The organism is Pseudoalteromonas sp. CO342X (assembly GCF_004208915.1).
GTDB classification, from domain to species: domain Bacteria; phylum Pseudomonadota; class Gammaproteobacteria; order Enterobacterales; family Alteromonadaceae; genus Pseudoalteromonas; species Pseudoalteromonas maricaloris.
In genome coordinates, this window is record NZ_SGPH01000016.1 from 245248 (window position 1) to 262077 (window position 16830).

The window sequence follows — 16830 nt, forward strand, 5'->3', positions numbered from 1 at the left end:
TAAGAAACAAGCTAAAGTGAGCACAACATAATGAACAAGCCATTTGTTTTCAAGGCAAGGATTAAGGTTGCTGACTTATTTCACCATAGCCACCATGAAGAAGCGTTTACTACCGCCATGTTGTCAAAAGAAAGTAGCGAGCATTTTGCGATGAAACTGCTTGGGATCTGCGCACTGTCTTTTGATAAGCCGGCAAAGTGGAGCAAGGCGGAGAAAAAACATTGGCCGGACGTATGGCTAGAAGACGACAACGACCAGGTTGAAGTCGCTTTGTTTATTGGTACCTTAGAGGTCGATGAGATACTCAAGTATGAAAAGCTTTATGCTAAGGTTGTGGTGTTGTGTGCTGACGGTGAGCAATGGTTTGAAGAGCGTCGAGCGCAATTACAGTTTATTGGATCTTTCTCTGTGTTTAGTATTCCCACGGACTTTGTAGCTGAATTGTGTGAAATGCTGACGCGAAGTTTACATTGGGACGTGATTTTTGAAAATGGGGCGATGAGTGTTACTGATAGTGAACACTACATTCGTACTCAAATTACCAAGTTGATTTAACGTATTAGTTAGGGATAACGGCTATTAGGCAAGTTGTTATCTCTTGGGTTTTGGTTATTTACGGCAACTCTATTTTAATATGGCTTGTGGGTCTGCTACAGCACAATAAAATTTCCCCATCTCTCACAAAAGCAAGCGGCTCGTTCGCGTACTGTGTTTGTCCTTCAATGAGCTTGGCGCGGCAGGCGCCGCAAAAACCCTCGCGGCATTGATAGGGGACTTCAATATTTGCGGCTTCAAGGGTTTCGAGTATCGAAGACGAAGAAGCCACATATTCCAGTGGCTCCTCAATATTCTCAACCTGAATTAGGAAGGATGGCTTTTCAACCATTACAGGTCGAAATCGCCAAAGTCAGAGGCATCAACTTCAGAGTCGATTTGTCCAACAAGGTATGAGCTGATCTCAGCTTCCTGTGGTGCAACTTGAACATTGTCAGAAACAAGCCAAGCATTGATCCACGGAATAGGGTTCGATTTGGTCTCAAATTGCGTTGGTAAACCAACCGCTGACATACGAATATTTGTGATGTACTCAACGTATTGACACAAAATATCTTTGTTTAGTCCAATCATTGAACCGTCTTTAAACAGATACTCAGCCCATTCTTTTTCTTGCTCAGCTGCTTCAACAAACATCTTAATCGCTTCGTCACGGCATTGTGCTGCCACGATAGACATTTCAGGGTCATCTTTGCCTTCTTGCATGATATTCAGCATGTGCTGTGTGCCAGACAAATGAAGCGCTTCATCACGAGCAATTAGCTTGATGATCTTTGCATTACCTTCCATAAGCTCTCGCTCAGCAAAAGCAAACGAGCAGGCAAAACTCACGTAGAAGCGAATAGCTTCTAAGATGTTTACCGACATGATGCAAAGGTACAGGAGCTTTTTCAGTTCAAACAAGTTAATGACGACCGTTGTGCCATTAATTTCATGCTTGCCCTCACCGTATTGATTATAAAGGCTTACCTTTTCTATCAGTTCGTCATAATACTTGGTCACTGCATCCGCACGTTCAACAATTTTGTCATTGCCCACGATGTCGTCAAAGATCACTTCCGGGTTTTGCGTCACATTACGAATAATGTGAGTGTAAGAGCGGCTGTGGATCGTTTCACTAAACGCCCAAGTTTCGATCCAAGTTTCAAGTTCAGGGATGGAGACGATCGGCAAAAGTGCAACGTTAGGAGAGCGACCTTGAACACTGTCTAGCAATGTTTGATATTTTAGGTTGCTCAAAAAGATATGTCTTTCGTGCTCAGGAAGTGCCTGAAAGTCCAATCTATCCTTACTTACATCTACTTCTTCTGGACGCCAGAAAAACGATAATTGCTTTTCAATTAGTTTTTCGAAAATAGGGAACTTCTGTTGGTCGTAGCGAGATACATTAACTGTTTGCCCGAAAAACATCGGTTCTTTTAATTGGTCGTTATGATTTCTGCTAAACGTAGAATATGCCATAAATGTGTTACTCAATACCTAAAAAAGCGGGTGAAGACCACCCGCATAAAAAGTTATATCTTACAAGCGCCGCCTTCACAGCCATCGTCTTCTGCTTCTGGTTTCAACTCATCTTGAGCATCCGAAGCACCGTCGCGGGTATTATGGTAGTAAAGTGTCTTAACACCAAGTTTGTACGCGGTGAGTAAGTCTTTTAGCAATAGTTTCATAGGAACTTTACCCGCTTCAAACTTACTTGGATCATAATTGGTATTTGCAGAGATAGTTTGATCGATGAACTTCTGCATAATACCAACTAGCGCAAGGTAACCATCGTTAGATGGAATATCCCAAAGTAGCTCATAGTTGTCTTTGAGGCGGTCGTACTCAGGTACAACTTGCTTCAAGATACCATCTTTACTTGCTTTAACACTGATATGACCACGAGGTGGTTCAATACCGTTTGTTGCATTTGAGATTTGCGATGATGTTTCCGATGGCATCAAGGCTGACAACGTTGAGTTACGCATACCATGTTCTTGGATACTTGCTCTTAATGCATCCCAGTCAAGGCGTAATGGCTCTTCACAGACTTTATCAAGGTCACGCTTATAGGTATCTATTGGCATGATACCTTGTGAGTAGGTCGTCTCGTTAAACTTAGGACAAGCGCCACGTTCTTTTGCCAGTTCATTCGATGCTTTCATCAGATAGTATTGGATCGCTTCAAATGTTCTGTGTGTTAGGCCGTTAGCACTACCGTCTGAGTACTTAACGCCATTCTTTGCAAGATAATAAGCAAAGTTAATCACACCGATACCCAGTGTACGGCGTCCCATCGTTGCATTGTACGCAGCAGGAACAGGGTAGTCTTGATAGTCTAATAGGTTATCAAGTGCGCGAACCGCAAGCTCTGCTAACTCTTCTAGCTCATCTAGAGACTTGATGGCACCTAAGTTAAATGCTGAAAGCGTACAAAGTGCAATTTCACCTTCAGGGTCATTTACATGGCTTAACGGCTTCGTTGGTAGTGCAATTTCAAGGCATAGGTTTGACTGGCGGATCGGTGCAACCTTAGAGTCAAACGGACTGTGTGTATTACAGTGGTCAACGTTTTGTAGATAAATACGACCGGTGCTCGCACGTTCTTGCGCAAACATTGAGAATAATTCAATCGCTTTAATGCGTTTCTTACGAATAGCCTCATCTTGCTCGTACTTAACATACAGTTCTTCGAATTTATCTTGATCTTCAAAGAATGCGTCGTAAAGACCTGGCACATCTGATGGACTAAATAGCGTGATATAGTCGTCTTTAATTAGGCGGCTATACATGGTTTTGTTGAACTGCACGCCATAATCTAAATGACGCACGCGGTTCTCTTCAACACCTCGGTTATTCTTTAGTACTAATAGGTTTTCAACTTCAAGATGCCAAAGCGGGTAGAATAGGGTCGCTGCGCCACCACGCACACCGCCTTGAGAACAGCTTTTAACAGCCGTTTGGAAGTGCTTATAAAATGGAATACATCCTGTGTGGTACGCTTCACCATTTCTGATTGGGCTACCTAGTGCACGAATACGACCAGCGTTAATACCGATACCAGCGCGCTGACTGACGTATTTTACAATCGCAGAAGAAGTTGCGTTGATAGAATCTAGGCTATCAGCACATTCAATCAGTACGCAAGAGCTAAACTGACGTGTCGGCGTACGAACACCAGCCATAATTGGCGTTGGTAATGAAATTTTGAATGTTGAAACCGCATCGTAGAATCGCTTTATGTAATCTAGACGCGTTTCTTTCGGGTAGTTTGCAAACAGGCTTGCAGCAACAAGAACATATAAGAACTGCGCACTTTCATAGATCTCACCTGTTACGCGGTTTTGTACAAGGTACTTACCTTCCAACTGCTTAACGGCTGCATAGCTGAAGTTCATATCTCGGCTATGGTCGATGTAGCTGTTTAGCTCATCAAACTCTGCTTTTGTGTAGTCAGTAAGAAGGTGCTGATCATAGCGCTTGTCTTCAACCAGTTTTACCACATGGTCGTGTAAGTGCGGCGGCTCAAAACAGCCATAGGCTTTCTTACGCAAGTGGAAAATAGCCAAACGAGCGGCTAGATACTGATAATCTGGAGACTCTTTTGAGATCAGATCGGCTGCAGCTTTAATAATCGTTTCGTGGATATCACCAGTACGAATACCGTCATAAAACTGGATGTGTGACTTTAATTCAACCTGAGAAACTGAGACGTTATCTAGGCCTTCTGCCGCCCATGTAATGACACGATGGATCTTATCTAGATCTAACGGTTCTTTGCGACCGTTTCTTTTGCATACAGATAGCTGTTGGTTCATGTTATGTGCCTGTATTCCTTAGGAACGCGCTTTAGATGTCGCACGAATATAAAATTGTTTAGCAAACCACCACTATATATGGTGCCCTAGTGGCTAGGGATCACAAGATAGTGGGGTTGACGTGAATTTGCAAGAGAACAACTCGGGCAGAATTGTGGATAAGTTTGGGATAATTTATTTATGTAAGTATCCACTAACCTATGACAATCCACTTATCTGCCCACAAAGAAAAATCAACAAAAAGATGACGCTTTTCAGCAAAAATAAAAAAAAATTCTAACTGATTTTTTTCTACACAAATTCGTATCTATTATAGCAAAAACACAATATATGGTGTTTTATTTTTTTATCAACACTAAATATGCGATAACGTGTCTAATGGGTTAGTAAGATAGAGATCCGCCTGCCAAGACTTAGCTTCAGCTTCAGATGGAATGAATCCCCACATTGCCGCTGCACTAATCATTTTTGCGGATTTTGCAGCAATAATATCTCGCTCAGCATCGCCAACATAAATACATTGCGCTGGTGAAACCCCCAATTTTGACGCCACTAACAGTAAAGGCTCGGGATTAGGTTTGGCCACCGCCAGTGTATCTCCGCATACTACTGTCTCGATCTTTGCAAGTTCAGGGATCTGTTTTAGTAGCGGAAGTGTTAAAAACTCAGGTTTGTTGGTCATGATCCCAATCTGAATCTCTTTTTCTAGAAGTGCCGCTAATAACTCACCAATTTGCGCAAAGCATTGGGAATGTACAGATAAATTCGCCAGGTAGTAGTCGAGTACACCTTGACGTAAAACCTGAGTGTCGTAGTGCTTTAATGACTCACCAAATCCTACCTGCAACATCGCTGCTACGCCGTTTGAAATCGCACTGCTATATACCTGTTTGCCGACAGTAGGCATTTTATTAGCAGTTAAAACGTGGTTTAGTGCAGCGCCCAAATCATCACTGGTATCCAGCAAGGTGCCGTCTAAATCAAATAGTACCGCTTGGATCATGCCAGCTTCTCAAAGTGTAGAATGTAGTTAACTGAAACGTCTTTCGTTAAGGTAAATGTTTTGCCGATAGGGTTGTAGTTAATCCCTGTCGCAGCTCTAACTTTGAGGTCGTACTTTTCAGCCCAGTCAATTAAGGTCGAAGGGCGAATAAACTTATCATGCTCATGCGTGCCTTCAGGAACCATTTTAAGCAGCTTTTCAGCAGCGACGATAGCTAGTAAATACGCTTTTGTAGTTTTGTTTAAGGTAGAAAAAAATACATGACCGCCGGGCTTAACTAGCTGTGCGACTGAACGAATAATGGATTCTGGGTCTGGTACGTGTTCTAGCATTTCCATGCAAGTTACTACATCGAATTCACTTTGGTGCATGGCTGCGAATTCTTCCGCTGGCACTTTTTGATAGTCTACGTTAACGCCGACCTCTAATGCGTGGAGCTTTGCGACGTTAAGCGGCTCTTGCCCCATATCGATACCGGTTGCATTTGCACCCAGCTTAGCCATGCTTTCTGTTAAAATCCCGCCACCACAACCGATATCCAATACTGTTTTTGCAAATAGGCCTTCACACTTATCGTTAATAAAGTCCAATCTCAATGGGTTAATGTCGTGTAATGGTTTAAACTCTCCCTCTCGGTCCCACCAGCGCTCTGCTATTTCTTCAAATTTAGCGATTTCATTAGGGTCTACATTTTGATGTTCGGTCATAAAAAACTTCCTCGTCGAATTGAGCGCATTATAAAGGGGATTAGATAAAAATAGCACCTGTAAAACGGTAAAAAGTGTGTTAGCATGCTTGACGAATTTTATAATAAACAAAGCCCCCGCTGATACTCTGAGGCAATTCGGCTATTTTTTGAAGCGCGTTTAATTGGCGCTTCAGCAGAAAGAGCAATTTGATATTCAGATAGCATCTCAACACAAGTTGTAGTGTGACACAAAAGGGGTGGACACTGAAGGAAAGTGGAGTCAAATGTCTGATCTCGCCAATGAAATCCTGCCAGTCAATATCGAAGATGAATTAAAAAATTCATACCTAGATTATGCAATGAGTGTAATCGTAGGTCGTGCATTACCTGACGTACGTGACGGCCTAAAGCCTGTTCACCGTCGTGTATTGTTCGCGATGAATGAACTTAAAAATGACTGGAACAAACCTTATAAAAAGTCAGCTCGTGTAGTTGGTGACGTAATCGGTAAATATCACCCGCATGGTGATAGCGCGGTTTACGATACTATTGTACGTATGGCTCAGCCTTTCTCTCTACGCTATATGCTCGTAGATGGACAAGGTAACTTTGGTTCTGTCGATGGTGACTCTGCAGCTGCGATGCGTTATACCGAAGTACGTATGGCGAAAGTCGCTCACGAGTTACTTGCTGACCTTGAAAAAGAAACCGTTGATTATGTACCAAACTACGATGGTACAGAGCAAATTCCAGATGTGTTACCAACTAAAGTGCCTAACTTATTGGTGAATGGTTCATCTGGTATCGCGGTTGGTATGGCGACCAATATTCCACCTCACAACTTAACTGAGGTGATCAATGGTTGTTTGGCTGTGATCCAGAATCCAGACATCACCATTGAAGAGTTAATTGACTATATTCCGGGTCCTGATTTCCCGACTGCTGCCATCATTAGCGGTAAAAACGGCATCGAACAAGCCTATAAAACAGGTCGTGGTAAGATCTATATTCGCGCGAAAGCTGAAATCGAAGTCGATGAGAAAACAAACAAAGAAACCATCATCGTTCATGAAATTCCTTACCAAGTTAACAAAGCAAGACTAATCGAAAAGATTGCAGAGCTTGTTAAAGATAAAAAGGTTGAAGGGATCAGTGCACTACGCGACGAGTCTGATAAAGACGGTATGCGTATTGTTATTGAAATCAAACGCGGTGAAGTCGGTGAGGTTGTACTAAACAACCTATACGCTCAAACACAACTACAAACTGTGTTTGGCATCAATATGGTTGCACTAGATAACAACCAGCCCAAGTGTTTCAACCTGAAAGAAATGCTTGATGCGTTTATTATTCACCGTCGTGAAGTCGTAACGCGTCGTACTGTATTTGACCTGCGTAAGGCAAGAGACCGAGCGCATACGCTTGAAGGCCTCGCAATTGCGCTAGCCAACATTGACCCAATCATTGAGCTTATTCGTAAGTCACCAACACCAGCAGAAGCGAAAGCGGCGCTAACTGCGCGAGCTTGGGATCTTGGTAACGTTAAATCAATGCTTGAGCGTACTGGCGAAGAAAATGTTGCGCGTCCAGATTGGTTAGCGGAAGAATTAGGGATCCGTGATGGTCAGTACTATTTGTCTGAGCAACAAGCCCAAGCAATCCTAGACTTAAGACTTCACAAATTAACGGGTCTTGAGCACGAGAAAATTCTAGCAGAATACAAAGAACTACTCGATCTTATTGCTGAGCTACTGTACATCCTTTCTACTCCAGAGCGTTTAATGGAAGTGATCCGCGATGAGTTAGTTGAAATAAAAGAAACGTATGGTGATGAGCGTCGCACAGAGATCACTGCTGCTGCGCACGATATCAGTTTAGAAGATTTGATCAACGAAGAAGACGTTGTAGTGACGCTTTCTCATGAAGGCTACGTGAAATATCAACCTCTTAGTGATTACGAAGCTCAGCGTCGTGGTGGTAAAGGGCGATCTGCAACTAAGATGAAAGATGAAGACTTTATCGAGCGTCTACTCGTTGCAAATACTCACGATACAATTCTTTGTTTCTCCACTTCTGGCCGCTTGTATTGGTTGAAAGTTTACCAGCTGCCGCTTGCATCACGTGCTGCGCGTGGAAAGCCAATTGTTAATTTGTTACCACTCGAAGCTGATGAGCGTATTACGACAATTTTACCAGTTCGTGAATACGAAGAAGATAAGTTTATCGTCATGGCGACGGCAAGTGGTATCGTTAAGAAAACACCTCTGACTGCATACAGCCGTCAGCGCGCAAGTGGCATTATTGCTATCAACTTGAACGAAGGCGATAGCCTGATCGGTGCTAACATCACCACAGGTGAAAATGACATCATGCTATTTACTGAGCATGGTAAAGTTGTACGCTTTAACGAGAAGCAGCGAGATTCAGAAACAGGTGAAGTGAAGCGTGATCCTGAAACTGGCGAAGAAATGTTGGCTTTACGTCCGATGGGCCGTACAGCAACCGGTGTTCGTGGTATCAAGATGCCTGATGACGTGAAAGTGGTATCACTAATCGTACCACAAGGCGATGGTGCAATCTTGACCGTAACTGAAAATGGTTATGGTAAGCGTACACCGCTTGAAGAGTACCCAGCGAAGAGCCGTGCAACACAAGGTGTAGTGTCAATCAAAGTAACTGAAAGAAATGGTTCTGTGGTTGGCGCGGTTCAAGTTGATGACAACGATGAAATCATGTTGATCTCAAACCGTGGTACGTTAGTTAGAACGCGTGTAAACGAAGTTTCTACGGTAGGTCGTAACACCCAAGGTGTTATTCTGATCCGTACGATGGAAGAAGAAAAGGTAGTAGGCCTTCAACGCATCGAAGAAATTGAAGTGCAAGAGTTGCCTGAAGGTGACGTTGCAGAGCTAGAAGGTGAAGCAACACCTGCTGCGGGATCTGACGCAGAGGAATAAAAAAATCCTACCCAAAAAAAGCGACTTCGGTCGCTTTTTTTCTTTCTGTCAATTTTTTCAATCTGTTCCTCTATGACAAGAGCCTGAAGCCTGATAAATTAAGGCTACCAACAATCCGATGTTTTAGTCGGGCAGCCCACTGTTCATCCAAAAAGTCATGAGAATAACGCTATTCTTTGGATGATCTAGATTATTTGGAATGAGGAAAAATATGACGGTTTATAATTTTTGCGCGGGTCCTGCGATGTTACCTGTTGAAGTTATGAAAAAAGCGCAAAAAGAATTTCTAGATTGGCAAAATCTGGGTGTTTCGGTGATGGAAGTGAGCCATCGTTCGGCACCGTATCTTGAAATGGCAAAGCAATGCGAAGCAAGCTTGCGTCGTTTGATGAACATCTCTGGTGAATTTGAAGTCCTGTTTATGCATGGTGGTGGCCGAGGTCACTTTGCTGCTGTACCGTTAAATCTACATGTAGATGGTGTACCTGGCGTATATATCGAGAACGGGATCTGGTCTACCGGTGCGACGAAAGAAGGTGAAAAATTCACGCAAACGCACGCGATTAATATTCGTACTGACGAAAATGGTCAATTCGATATTTTACCTGTCTCCGAATGGAAGTTACCAGAAAACGCTTCATACATTCACTATTGTCCAAACGAAACCATCGACGGTATCGAAATATTTGACGTTCCAAAGCATGCAACCGCACCAATTGTAGCGGATATGTCTTCCAATATTTTATCTCGCGAAATTAACGTCGATGACTTTGATTTGATCTATGCTGGTGCACAAAAAAATATCGGTCCTTCGGGTCTCAGTATCGCCATTGTACGTAAGACGTTATTGAAGCGTGAAGGGTTGCCAAGACCTGCTATCCTTGATTACGCCATTGAGGCTGATCAGCAAAGCATGTACAACACACCACCGACATTTGCATGGTATCTTGCGTTTGAGGTATTCAAGTATCTTGAAAGCATTGGTGGTGTTAAAGCCATGGAAGCGCACAATCAAGAAAAAGCAGCCATTTTATACGATTATATTGATGGCTCTGATTTCTATTCAAACAAAGTTGCAAAACATTGTCGCTCATTGATGAACGTACCATTTTGGTTAAATGATGACAGCCTAAATGTTAAATTCTTGGCAGAGGCAGAACAAAACGGTTTAATTGCACTTGAAGGCCACCGTTTTGTTGGCGGTATGCGAGCTAGTATATACAACGCCATGCCAATTGAAGGGATCAAAGCGTTAGTTGCATTTATGGATAAATTCGCACGGGAGAATAGTTGATGGAACAATTGACTCTCAAGCCTATTACTAAAGTCAGTGGCAGTGTGACGTTACCAGGCTCTAAAAGCTTGTCAAATCGTATTTTGTTGCTTGCAGCGTTGTGCGAAGGCACGACAAAAGTGACGAACTTATTGGATAGCGATGACATCCGCCATATGTTAAGCGCATTGTCTCAGTTAGGCGTTGAAGTAACCTTAGAAGACGATAATACGGTGGCACTGGTCAAAGGAAATGGTGGTAACTTTAACACCCCCGTTGAGCCGCTATTTTTAGGCAATGCCGGTACAGCATATCGCCCATTAACTGCAGTGCTTGCAGCTATACCCGGTGATTATGAACTGATTGGTGAGCCACGAATGGAAGAGCGTCCAATTGGCCATCTTGTTGATGCCATGCAAACGCTTGGTGCTGATATTCAATATCTCAAAAACAAAGACTACCCGCCGTTAAAAATTACAGGTAAGCAACTTGCTGGTGGTGAAGTTGAGATTGACGGCAGTATCTCAAGCCAATTCTTAACCGCATTATTGATGGCGGCACCGCTTTTTAGTGGCGATACGAATATTGCGATTAAAGGTGAGCTGGTTTCAAAGCCTTATATTGATATTACCATTGGCGTGATGGCGCACTTTGGGGTTCATGTCGAAAACCACGATTATCAACATTTTGTGGTAAAAGCAGGCCAGCAGTATCAATCTCCTGGAACACTTATGGTTGAAGGGGACGCCTCGTCAGCCTCTTATTTCATCGCAGCTGCTGCAATTGCAGGTGGTGAAATTGAGATAAAGGGAGTGGGTAAACAAAGTGTGCAAGGTGATATCGGCTTTGCCAAAGTGATGGAACAAGTCGGTGCAAACATTGATTGGCACGATGAGCGTATCGTTGTCCGAAAAGGTGAGCTAAATGGTGTGGACATTGACGCCAACGCTATCCCCGATGCGGCGATGACGCTTGCAACCGTAGCGCTATTCGCAAAAGGTAAAACAGCAATTCGTAATATCTACAATTGGCGTGTGAAAGAAACCGATAGGCTAGCTGCTATGGCGACTGAACTTAAAAAAGTAGGCGCAGAAGTGGTAGAAGGCCAAGACTTTATCGAAGTTACACCACCGGCTAATTTTAATTTTACGGATGTAGACACATACAATGACCATCGCATTGCGATGTGTTTTTCTATGGTCGCAGTGGGTGGTCAAGCTATCACGATTAACGACCCAAAATGTACGGCAAAAACTTTCCCAACCTATTTTTCAGTGTTAGAAAGCATTAGTCAGTATTAATTTCATCCAAGGTGTTGAAGATGTTCAGCACCTTACAATCTTCTCTAAAATAGTCATCATAACAAAGTCAAATACACGCATATTTGACTGAATTTCATTCAGTCAAAGCCAGTCAGCACCTGACTTTTAGTGCCTTTCACTGTACTAATAATTTGAGATATAACAAAAAATGACAGGTAAATAAGGATATATTCAGCAAATTGACGTATACTATGCGCCGTCAAATTCAGGTGAGCATTTTTAGGAGGTCTAAATGCAGGCAGCTATGCCAGTTATCACCGTAGACGGCCCAAGTGGTTCAGGCAAAGGAACTGTTTGTCGCTTGTTAGCTGAAACATTAAATTGGGAAGTGTTGGATAGCGGTGCGATTTATCGCGTGCTTTCGTTAGCAGCATTACACCACCAAATTGCAACTGATAACGAAGAGGGGTTGGTCCCACTTGCTGCCAATTTGGATGTACAATTTTCTATCGATAAAGAAACTAAAAAAAGCAAAATTGTACTTGAAGGTGAAGATGTTACTAACACCATTCGCAATGAAGAAGTCGGCGCAGCAGCGTCAAAAATTGCGGCGCTACCTCGTGTGAGAGAAGCATTATTACGACGTCAGCGCGCTTTTAGAACTGAAGTTGGCTTAATTGCAGATGGACGTGATATGGGAACGGTAGTGTTCCCTGATGCTGAACTTAAAATTTATTTGACTGCAAGTGCAGAAGAACGTGCTCGCAGGCGATTTGTTGAGTTGAATGAGAAAGGCCATGATGTTACACTAAGTGGTCTGTTAGAAGACATTAAAGCTCGCGATGATCGCGATATGAATCGCAAGGTTGCCCCATTAGTTCCTGCAAGCGATGCGATAGTTGTTGATACAACTGAGCATAATGCTGAGCAAGTGTTCAAACAGGTTATGTCTTTTATTCAAGACGCCATTGTGGCCGGTAAACTTCCAAAAAGTTGTTTACCTAAGTAATTTTTTAATGACACAGGCAGGAAGCTAGTGTTTATTTAACAACCCCATGCAGCATGGTTGCTAATTGGTAATTTAACTTTATAGAGACGTATTTAGTATGTCAGAAAATTTTGCGCAGTTATTTGAAGAAAGCCTACAGGGTTTTGAAGTTGAGCAAGGCTCAATCGTTAAAGGTACAGTAATCGCTATCGAGAACAACGTTGTTCTTGTTGACGCTGGCCTTAAGTCTGAAAGTGCAATCCCTGCAGAGCAATTCAAAAATGCTGCTGGTGAACTAGAAGTTGCTGTTGGCGACGAAGTAGATGTAGCACTTGACGCTATCGAAGACGGTTTCGGTGAGACTATCCTTTCTCGTGAGAAAGCGAAGCGTCACGAAGCTTGGATCCGTCTAGAGAAAGCATGTGAAGAGCACGAAACTGTTGTTGGTATGATCAACGGTAAAGTTAAAGGCGGTTTCACAGTTGAAGTTGATTCAATCCGTGCATTCCTACCTGGTTCACTTGTTGATGTACGTCCAGTTCGCGACACTGCTCACCTTGAAGGTAAAGAGCTAGAGTTCAAAGTTATCAAGCTAGACCAGAAGCGCAACAACGTTGTTGTTTCACGTCGTGCTGTTATCGAATCTGAGAACTCACAAGAGCGTGAAGAGCTTCTTCAAAACCTTGTTGAAGGTCAAGAAGTTAAGGGTATCGTTAAGAACCTTACAGACTACGGTGCATTCGTAGACTTAGGTGGTGTTGACGGTCTTCTACACATCACTGACATGGCTTGGAAGCGCGTTAAGCACCCTTCAGAGATCGTGAACGTAGGTGACGAAATCAACGTTAAAGTACTTAAGTTCGACAAAGAGAAGACTCGTGTTTCTCTAGGTCTTAAGCAACTTGGCGAAGATCCATGGGCTGCTATCGCTGGTCGTTACCCAGAAGGTGCTAAGCTTACTGGTCGTGTAACTAACCTAACTGACTACGGCTGTTTCGTTGAAATCGAAGAAGGCGTTGAAGGTCTAGTACACGTTTCAGAAATGGATTGGACTAACAAGAACATCCACCCTTCAAAAGTAGTTTCACTAGGTGATACTGTTGAAGTTATGGTTCTTGAAATCGACGAAGAGCGTCGTCGTATTTCTCTAGGTCTTAAGCAGTGTAAAGCTAACCCTTGGCAAGAATTTGCTCGTCTTAACAACAAAGGCGACCAAGTTTCTGGTAAGATCAAGTCTATCACTGACTTCGGTATCTTCATCGGTCTTGACGGTGGTATCGACGGTCTTGTACACCTATCTGATATCTCTTGGAACACTCCAGGCGAAGAAGCTGTACGTGAGTACAAGAAAGGTGACGAAATCACAGCTATCGTTCTACAGGTTGACCCAGAGCGTGAGCGTATCTCTCTAGGCGTTAAGCAAATCGACGCTGATCCATTCACTAACTACCTAGACGCCAACAAAAAAGGTGCTATTGTTAAAGGTAAAGTGACTGAAGTTGATGCTAAAGGCGCAACTGTTGAGCTAATCGAAGGCGTTGAAGGTTACATCCGTGTAGCTGACATTGCGCAAGAGCGTGTTGAAGACGCGACTGCTGCTGTTTCTGAAGGCGACGAAATCGAAGCTAAATTTGTAGGTGTTGATCGTAAGAACCGTACTATCAGCCTATCAGTTAAAGCTATCTACGAAGCTGAAGAAAAAGAAGTACTAGAGAAGCTTAAGAAAGATGAGCCTGCGTTCGAAAACGCAATGGCTGCAGCTTTCAAAAATGCTCAAAAAGACTAATTAATCAGTCTTTAAACTAGGAAGGGCGCTTAGCCCTTCCTTTTACACTAAAGGAAACATTATGACAAAGTCTGAATTGATAGAACAACTTGCACTGCAGCACGCTCACGTTCCTGTTAAAGATGTAGAGAATGCGGTAAAAGAAATCCTTGAACAAATGGCTGGCTCATTATCAGACTCGGAGCGTATCGAAATCCGTGGTTTTGGTAGTTTCTCGCTTCACTTCCGTTCTCCTCGCACTGGTCGTAATCCTAAAACGGGCGAAACAGTAGAATTGGATGGTAAATACGTACCACACTTTAAGCCAGGCAAAGAGCTGCGCGATAGAGTAAACGAAAGCTTAAATAATTAAGTCTAACGGAGCTAAACTTGGTTGCAGTATTGAAAAAAGGATTAGCTGTTGTTGCCATACTGATTGCATTTTTAGTTGGAACACAAAATCCACAAGTTATTAATGTCAATTTTGTAATTGCAAGTGCAGAGTTACCACTCGCAACCTTAATGAGTATTTGCTTAGCTCTTGGGATAATTATTGGTTTACTTGTAACAGCGTCGGTTTTATCTAAGCTTAAATGGCAAAATCATCGCCTAAAAAAAAGTAATAGTAAGCTTAGTCAAGCAGCCGAACGCTAGTTATGATCGAGCTGCTGTTTTTATTACTACCTGTAGCCGCCGCTTACGGTTATGTTATGGGTAAAAATAGTGCTAAGAATCAAGCCCTAGAGCAAAGTAGACAAATTACTTCTGAATACAGTAAAGGCCTAAAATTCCTATTAGATAGGGAAGAAGATCAGGGTCTTGAACACCTCACCAAATTACTTGAAGTCTCAGCAGACTCCGTCGACCATTATTTAACACTCGCATCGCTTTTTAGAAAGCGGGGAGAGTTAGATAGAGCGATAAAAATTCATGAGCTCCTACTTAAACAACCTAATCTAGATGAAGAAGTCGTGAAGTCCTGTCGCCTAGAGCTTGCTCAAGATTACATCTTAGCTGGCCTATTGGATAGCGCTGAAGAACATTTAGTCATTCTTGTAAAACTTGGGTTTAAAGATGCACTCGACCCGATTTTAAACCTATACTCTCAAACTAGAGATTGGCGAAAAGGCGTTCATATGTATGAAGCGCATCCTGAGCTTTTCAAAAAGTCGTCTCATTGCGCCACTATTGCAAACTTCTACTGTGAAGCTGCAAATCAAGAAAAGAATCCAAGCCTATTCGAAAAAGCAACAGCGCTCGCGCATGAAACAGTAAGACCCTTGTACGAAATGGGCAAAGATGCATACAAAAATGATGATTACGTGAAGTGTATATATTATTGGCGAAAGCTCGTGAGCCAATTTGTATTTATGGCACCACTAGTAATAGAAGACCTCGAATCCTGTTATGTTCAATTAAATATTCACGATCAATTCTTTGAGTTAGTCTCAGAATTATTAGAAAAAGGAGGCGTGCTGATCAGAATTAAGTTTTGCCAAGGGTTGGTCCAAAAAGGTCATATTTCTGAGGCAATAGAGTTTCTAACTGATAGTTTAAAGCGTGAACCATCAATTAGGGGCTTTAGTTATTTGCTGCAACTCATTAGCGGCAAAGATGCTAAAATAGATCACGTACTACAAGAAATAGATAAATTGGTGAAGTCTTATATTGCAACTAAGCCAAACTATCAATGTGGTCATTGTGGGTTTACAAGTCATACGATGTATTGGTTATGTCCCTCCTGCAAACATTGGGAGTCACTTGCTCCAAGCCGTGGGTTAGACGGTTTTTAAGTTTTTAATTTGGCCAAATAGGGTAACTATGTCGACACAAGATTTAAAAAAGGTTTTGATTGCGCTTGATTATGATAATGAAGAAGCAGCATTATCATTTGTTTCTCAGCTTTCACCTGACGAATGCCGATTGAAAGTAGGTAAAGAGATGTTTACCTATTTTGGCCCTCAGTTTGTAAAAAAACTGGTAGATATGAATTTTGATGTATTCTTAGACCTGAAATTTCATGATATTCCAAATACAGTCGCAAAAGCAGTAACTGCTGCAGCTGAGCTTGGTGTGTGGATGGTAAATGTTCACGCTAGCGGCGGTCACGAGATGATGTCAAAAGCAAAAGAAGCGTTGATAGCTTACGGCGATAAAGCGCCGTTACTTATTGCAGTGACCGTACTAACGAGTATGGATCAAGGACAATTATTAAAGCTTGGAATTGAAAAAACGCCTCAAGAGCAAGTGCTATATCTAGCAAAATTAGCGAAAGAGTCAGGCCTAGACGGCGTAGTTTGTTCTGCACAAGAAGCCGAACTTTTAAAAGCTCAACTCGGTGAAGAGTTTAAGCTTGTAACACCGGGTATCCGACCAGCAGGAGCTGATGCTGGCGATCAAAAACGTATTATGACGCCTGAAAAAGCAGTGAAAGCGGGAAGTGATTATCTAGTGATAGGGCGTCCGATCACTAAAGCTGAAGATCCTGCAGCTACGTTGAAGGCGATTAACACTAGCATAGCCGAAATTTAAATTGCAA

The 16830-nt window shown here is 42.6% G+C and carries 15 protein-coding genes; 10 read left to right on the forward strand and 5 right to left on the reverse strand.

From position 1 onward, the window contains the following. Positions 1-30 precede the first annotated feature (30 nt). Positions 31-555, forward strand: a complete 525-nt coding sequence (locus EXT47_RS08110) for a YaeQ family protein (RefSeq protein ID WP_039495785.1) — start codon at positions 31-33, stop codon at positions 553-555. Positions 556-613: 58 nt separating this feature from the next. Here the strand turns inward: EXT47_RS08110 and yfaE are convergent, their stop codons facing one another. The 5 genes from yfaE to ubiG form a co-directional block, all read right to left on the reverse strand. Beyond that, positions 614-886 (reverse strand): class I ribonucleotide reductase maintenance protein YfaE, encoded by a 273-nt coding sequence (gene yfaE / locus EXT47_RS08115; protein ID WP_010604851.1) that lies wholly within the window; start codon positions 884-886, stop codon positions 614-616. After that, positions 886-2016, reverse strand: a complete 1131-nt coding sequence (gene nrdB, locus EXT47_RS08120) for a class Ia ribonucleoside-diphosphate reductase subunit beta (RefSeq protein ID WP_039495786.1) — start codon at positions 2014-2016, stop codon at positions 886-888. The genes yfaE and nrdB overlap by 1 nt, the downstream gene beginning before the upstream one ends. 53 nt (positions 2017-2069) lie before the next feature. Continuing rightward, positions 2070-4355 carry a class 1a ribonucleoside-diphosphate reductase subunit alpha gene (nrdA, locus tag EXT47_RS08125; RefSeq protein ID WP_039495787.1) on the reverse strand — a complete coding sequence of 762 codons (2286 nt, stop codon included), beginning with the start codon at positions 4353-4355 and terminating at the stop codon, positions 2070-2072. A 355-nt stretch (positions 4356-4710) separates the two neighbouring features. Then, the gene (locus tag EXT47_RS08130; RefSeq protein WP_039495788.1) at positions 4711-5358 is read right to left on the reverse strand and encodes an HAD family hydrolase; all 648 of its coding nucleotides are present in this window, start codon (positions 5356-5358) and stop codon (positions 4711-4713) included. Continuing rightward, a complete protein-coding gene (gene ubiG, locus EXT47_RS08135) occupies positions 5355-6065 on the reverse strand; it encodes a bifunctional 2-polyprenyl-6-hydroxyphenol methylase/3-demethylubiquinol 3-O-methyltransferase UbiG (protein ID WP_039495790.1) in 711 nt (236 codons plus the stop codon). The genes EXT47_RS08130 and ubiG overlap by 4 nt, the downstream gene beginning before the upstream one ends. A gap of 265 nt (positions 6066-6330) precedes the next feature. On the opposite strand from ubiG, the gene gyrA reads away from it, so the two are divergent. From gyrA to pyrF, 9 genes are all read left to right on the forward strand, one after another. Continuing rightward, a complete protein-coding gene (gene gyrA / locus EXT47_RS08140; RefSeq protein ID WP_045990771.1) occupies positions 6331-9003 on the forward strand; it encodes a DNA gyrase subunit A in 2673 nt (890 codons plus the stop codon). A 211-nt stretch (positions 9004-9214) separates the two neighbouring features. Continuing rightward, complete coding sequence (gene serC / locus EXT47_RS08145; protein ID WP_130126256.1) at positions 9215-10297, forward strand: 3-phosphoserine/phosphohydroxythreonine transaminase; 1083 nt, start codon at positions 9215-9217, stop codon at positions 10295-10297. Continuing rightward, positions 10297-11577 (forward strand): 3-phosphoshikimate 1-carboxyvinyltransferase, encoded by a 1281-nt coding sequence (aroA, locus tag EXT47_RS08150; RefSeq protein ID WP_130126257.1) that lies wholly within the window; start codon positions 10297-10299, stop codon positions 11575-11577. The genes serC and aroA overlap by 1 nt, the downstream gene beginning before the upstream one ends. Positions 11578-11830: 253 nt before the next feature. Then, positions 11831-12547, forward strand: a complete 717-nt coding sequence (gene cmk / locus EXT47_RS08155; protein WP_017217320.1) for a (d)CMP kinase — start codon at positions 11831-11833, stop codon at positions 12545-12547. A gap of 97 nt (positions 12548-12644) precedes the next feature. Further along, the gene (gene rpsA, locus EXT47_RS08160) at positions 12645-14312 is read left to right on the forward strand and encodes a 30S ribosomal protein S1 (RefSeq protein ID WP_017217321.1); all 1668 of its coding nucleotides are present in this window, start codon (positions 12645-12647) and stop codon (positions 14310-14312) included. Between the two features lie 61 nt (positions 14313-14373). After that, positions 14374-14664: an integration host factor subunit beta gene (ihfB, locus tag EXT47_RS08165; protein WP_010377033.1), complete on the forward strand. Its 291-nt coding sequence runs from the start codon at positions 14374-14376 to the stop codon at positions 14662-14664. A 17-nt stretch (positions 14665-14681) separates the two neighbouring features. Next, positions 14682-14945 carry a lipopolysaccharide assembly protein LapA domain-containing protein gene (locus EXT47_RS08170; RefSeq protein ID WP_130126258.1) on the forward strand — a complete coding sequence of 88 codons (264 nt, stop codon included), beginning with the start codon at positions 14682-14684 and terminating at the stop codon, positions 14943-14945. 2 nt (positions 14946-14947) lie between these two features. Then, entirely contained in the window at positions 14948-16084 is a 1137-nt protein-coding gene (locus EXT47_RS08175; RefSeq protein ID WP_130126259.1) for a lipopolysaccharide assembly protein LapB, read from the forward strand. A gap of 28 nt (positions 16085-16112) precedes the next feature. Then, complete coding sequence (gene pyrF / locus EXT47_RS08180) at positions 16113-16823, forward strand: orotidine-5'-phosphate decarboxylase (protein WP_039495795.1); 711 nt, start codon at positions 16113-16115, stop codon at positions 16821-16823. Positions 16824-16830: the final 7 nt, after the last annotated feature.

Bases quoted from the DNA above. Each gene is read 5' to 3' on its own strand.
- EXT47_RS08175 (WP_130126259.1), top strand. From the start codon at position 14,948: ATGATCGAGCTGCTGTTTTTATTACTACCTGTAGCCGCCGCTTACGGT.
- EXT47_RS08130 (WP_039495788.1), bottom strand. From the start codon at position 5,358: ATGATCCAAGCGGTACTATTTGATTTAGACGGCACCTTGCTGGATACC.
- yfaE (WP_010604851.1), bottom strand. From the start codon at position 886: ATGGTTGAAAAGCCATCCTTCCTAATTCAGGTTGAGAATATTGAGGAG.
- ubiG (WP_039495790.1), bottom strand. From the start codon at position 6,065: ATGACCGAACATCAAAATGTAGACCCTAATGAAATCGCTAAATTTGAA.
- gyrA (WP_045990771.1), top strand. From the start codon at position 6,331: ATGTCTGATCTCGCCAATGAAATCCTGCCAGTCAATATCGAAGATGAA.
- rpsA (WP_017217321.1), top strand. From the start codon at position 12,645: ATGTCAGAAAATTTTGCGCAGTTATTTGAAGAAAGCCTACAGGGTTTT.
- nrdB (WP_039495786.1), bottom strand. From the start codon at position 2,016: ATGGCATATTCTACGTTTAGCAGAAATCATAACGACCAATTAAAAGAA.
- serC (WP_130126256.1), top strand. From the start codon at position 9,215: ATGACGGTTTATAATTTTTGCGCGGGTCCTGCGATGTTACCTGTTGAA.
- EXT47_RS08110 (WP_039495785.1), top strand. From the start codon at position 31: ATGAACAAGCCATTTGTTTTCAAGGCAAGGATTAAGGTTGCTGACTTA.
- cmk (WP_017217320.1), top strand. From the start codon at position 11,831: ATGCAGGCAGCTATGCCAGTTATCACCGTAGACGGCCCAAGTGGTTCA.
- aroA (WP_130126257.1), top strand. From the start codon at position 10,297: ATGGAACAATTGACTCTCAAGCCTATTACTAAAGTCAGTGGCAGTGTG.
- ihfB (WP_010377033.1), top strand. From the start codon at position 14,374: ATGACAAAGTCTGAATTGATAGAACAACTTGCACTGCAGCACGCTCAC.
- nrdA (WP_039495787.1), bottom strand. From the start codon at position 4,355: ATGAACCAACAGCTATCTGTATGCAAAAGAAACGGTCGCAAAGAACCG.
- pyrF (WP_039495795.1), top strand. From the start codon at position 16,113: ATGTCGACACAAGATTTAAAAAAGGTTTTGATTGCGCTTGATTATGAT.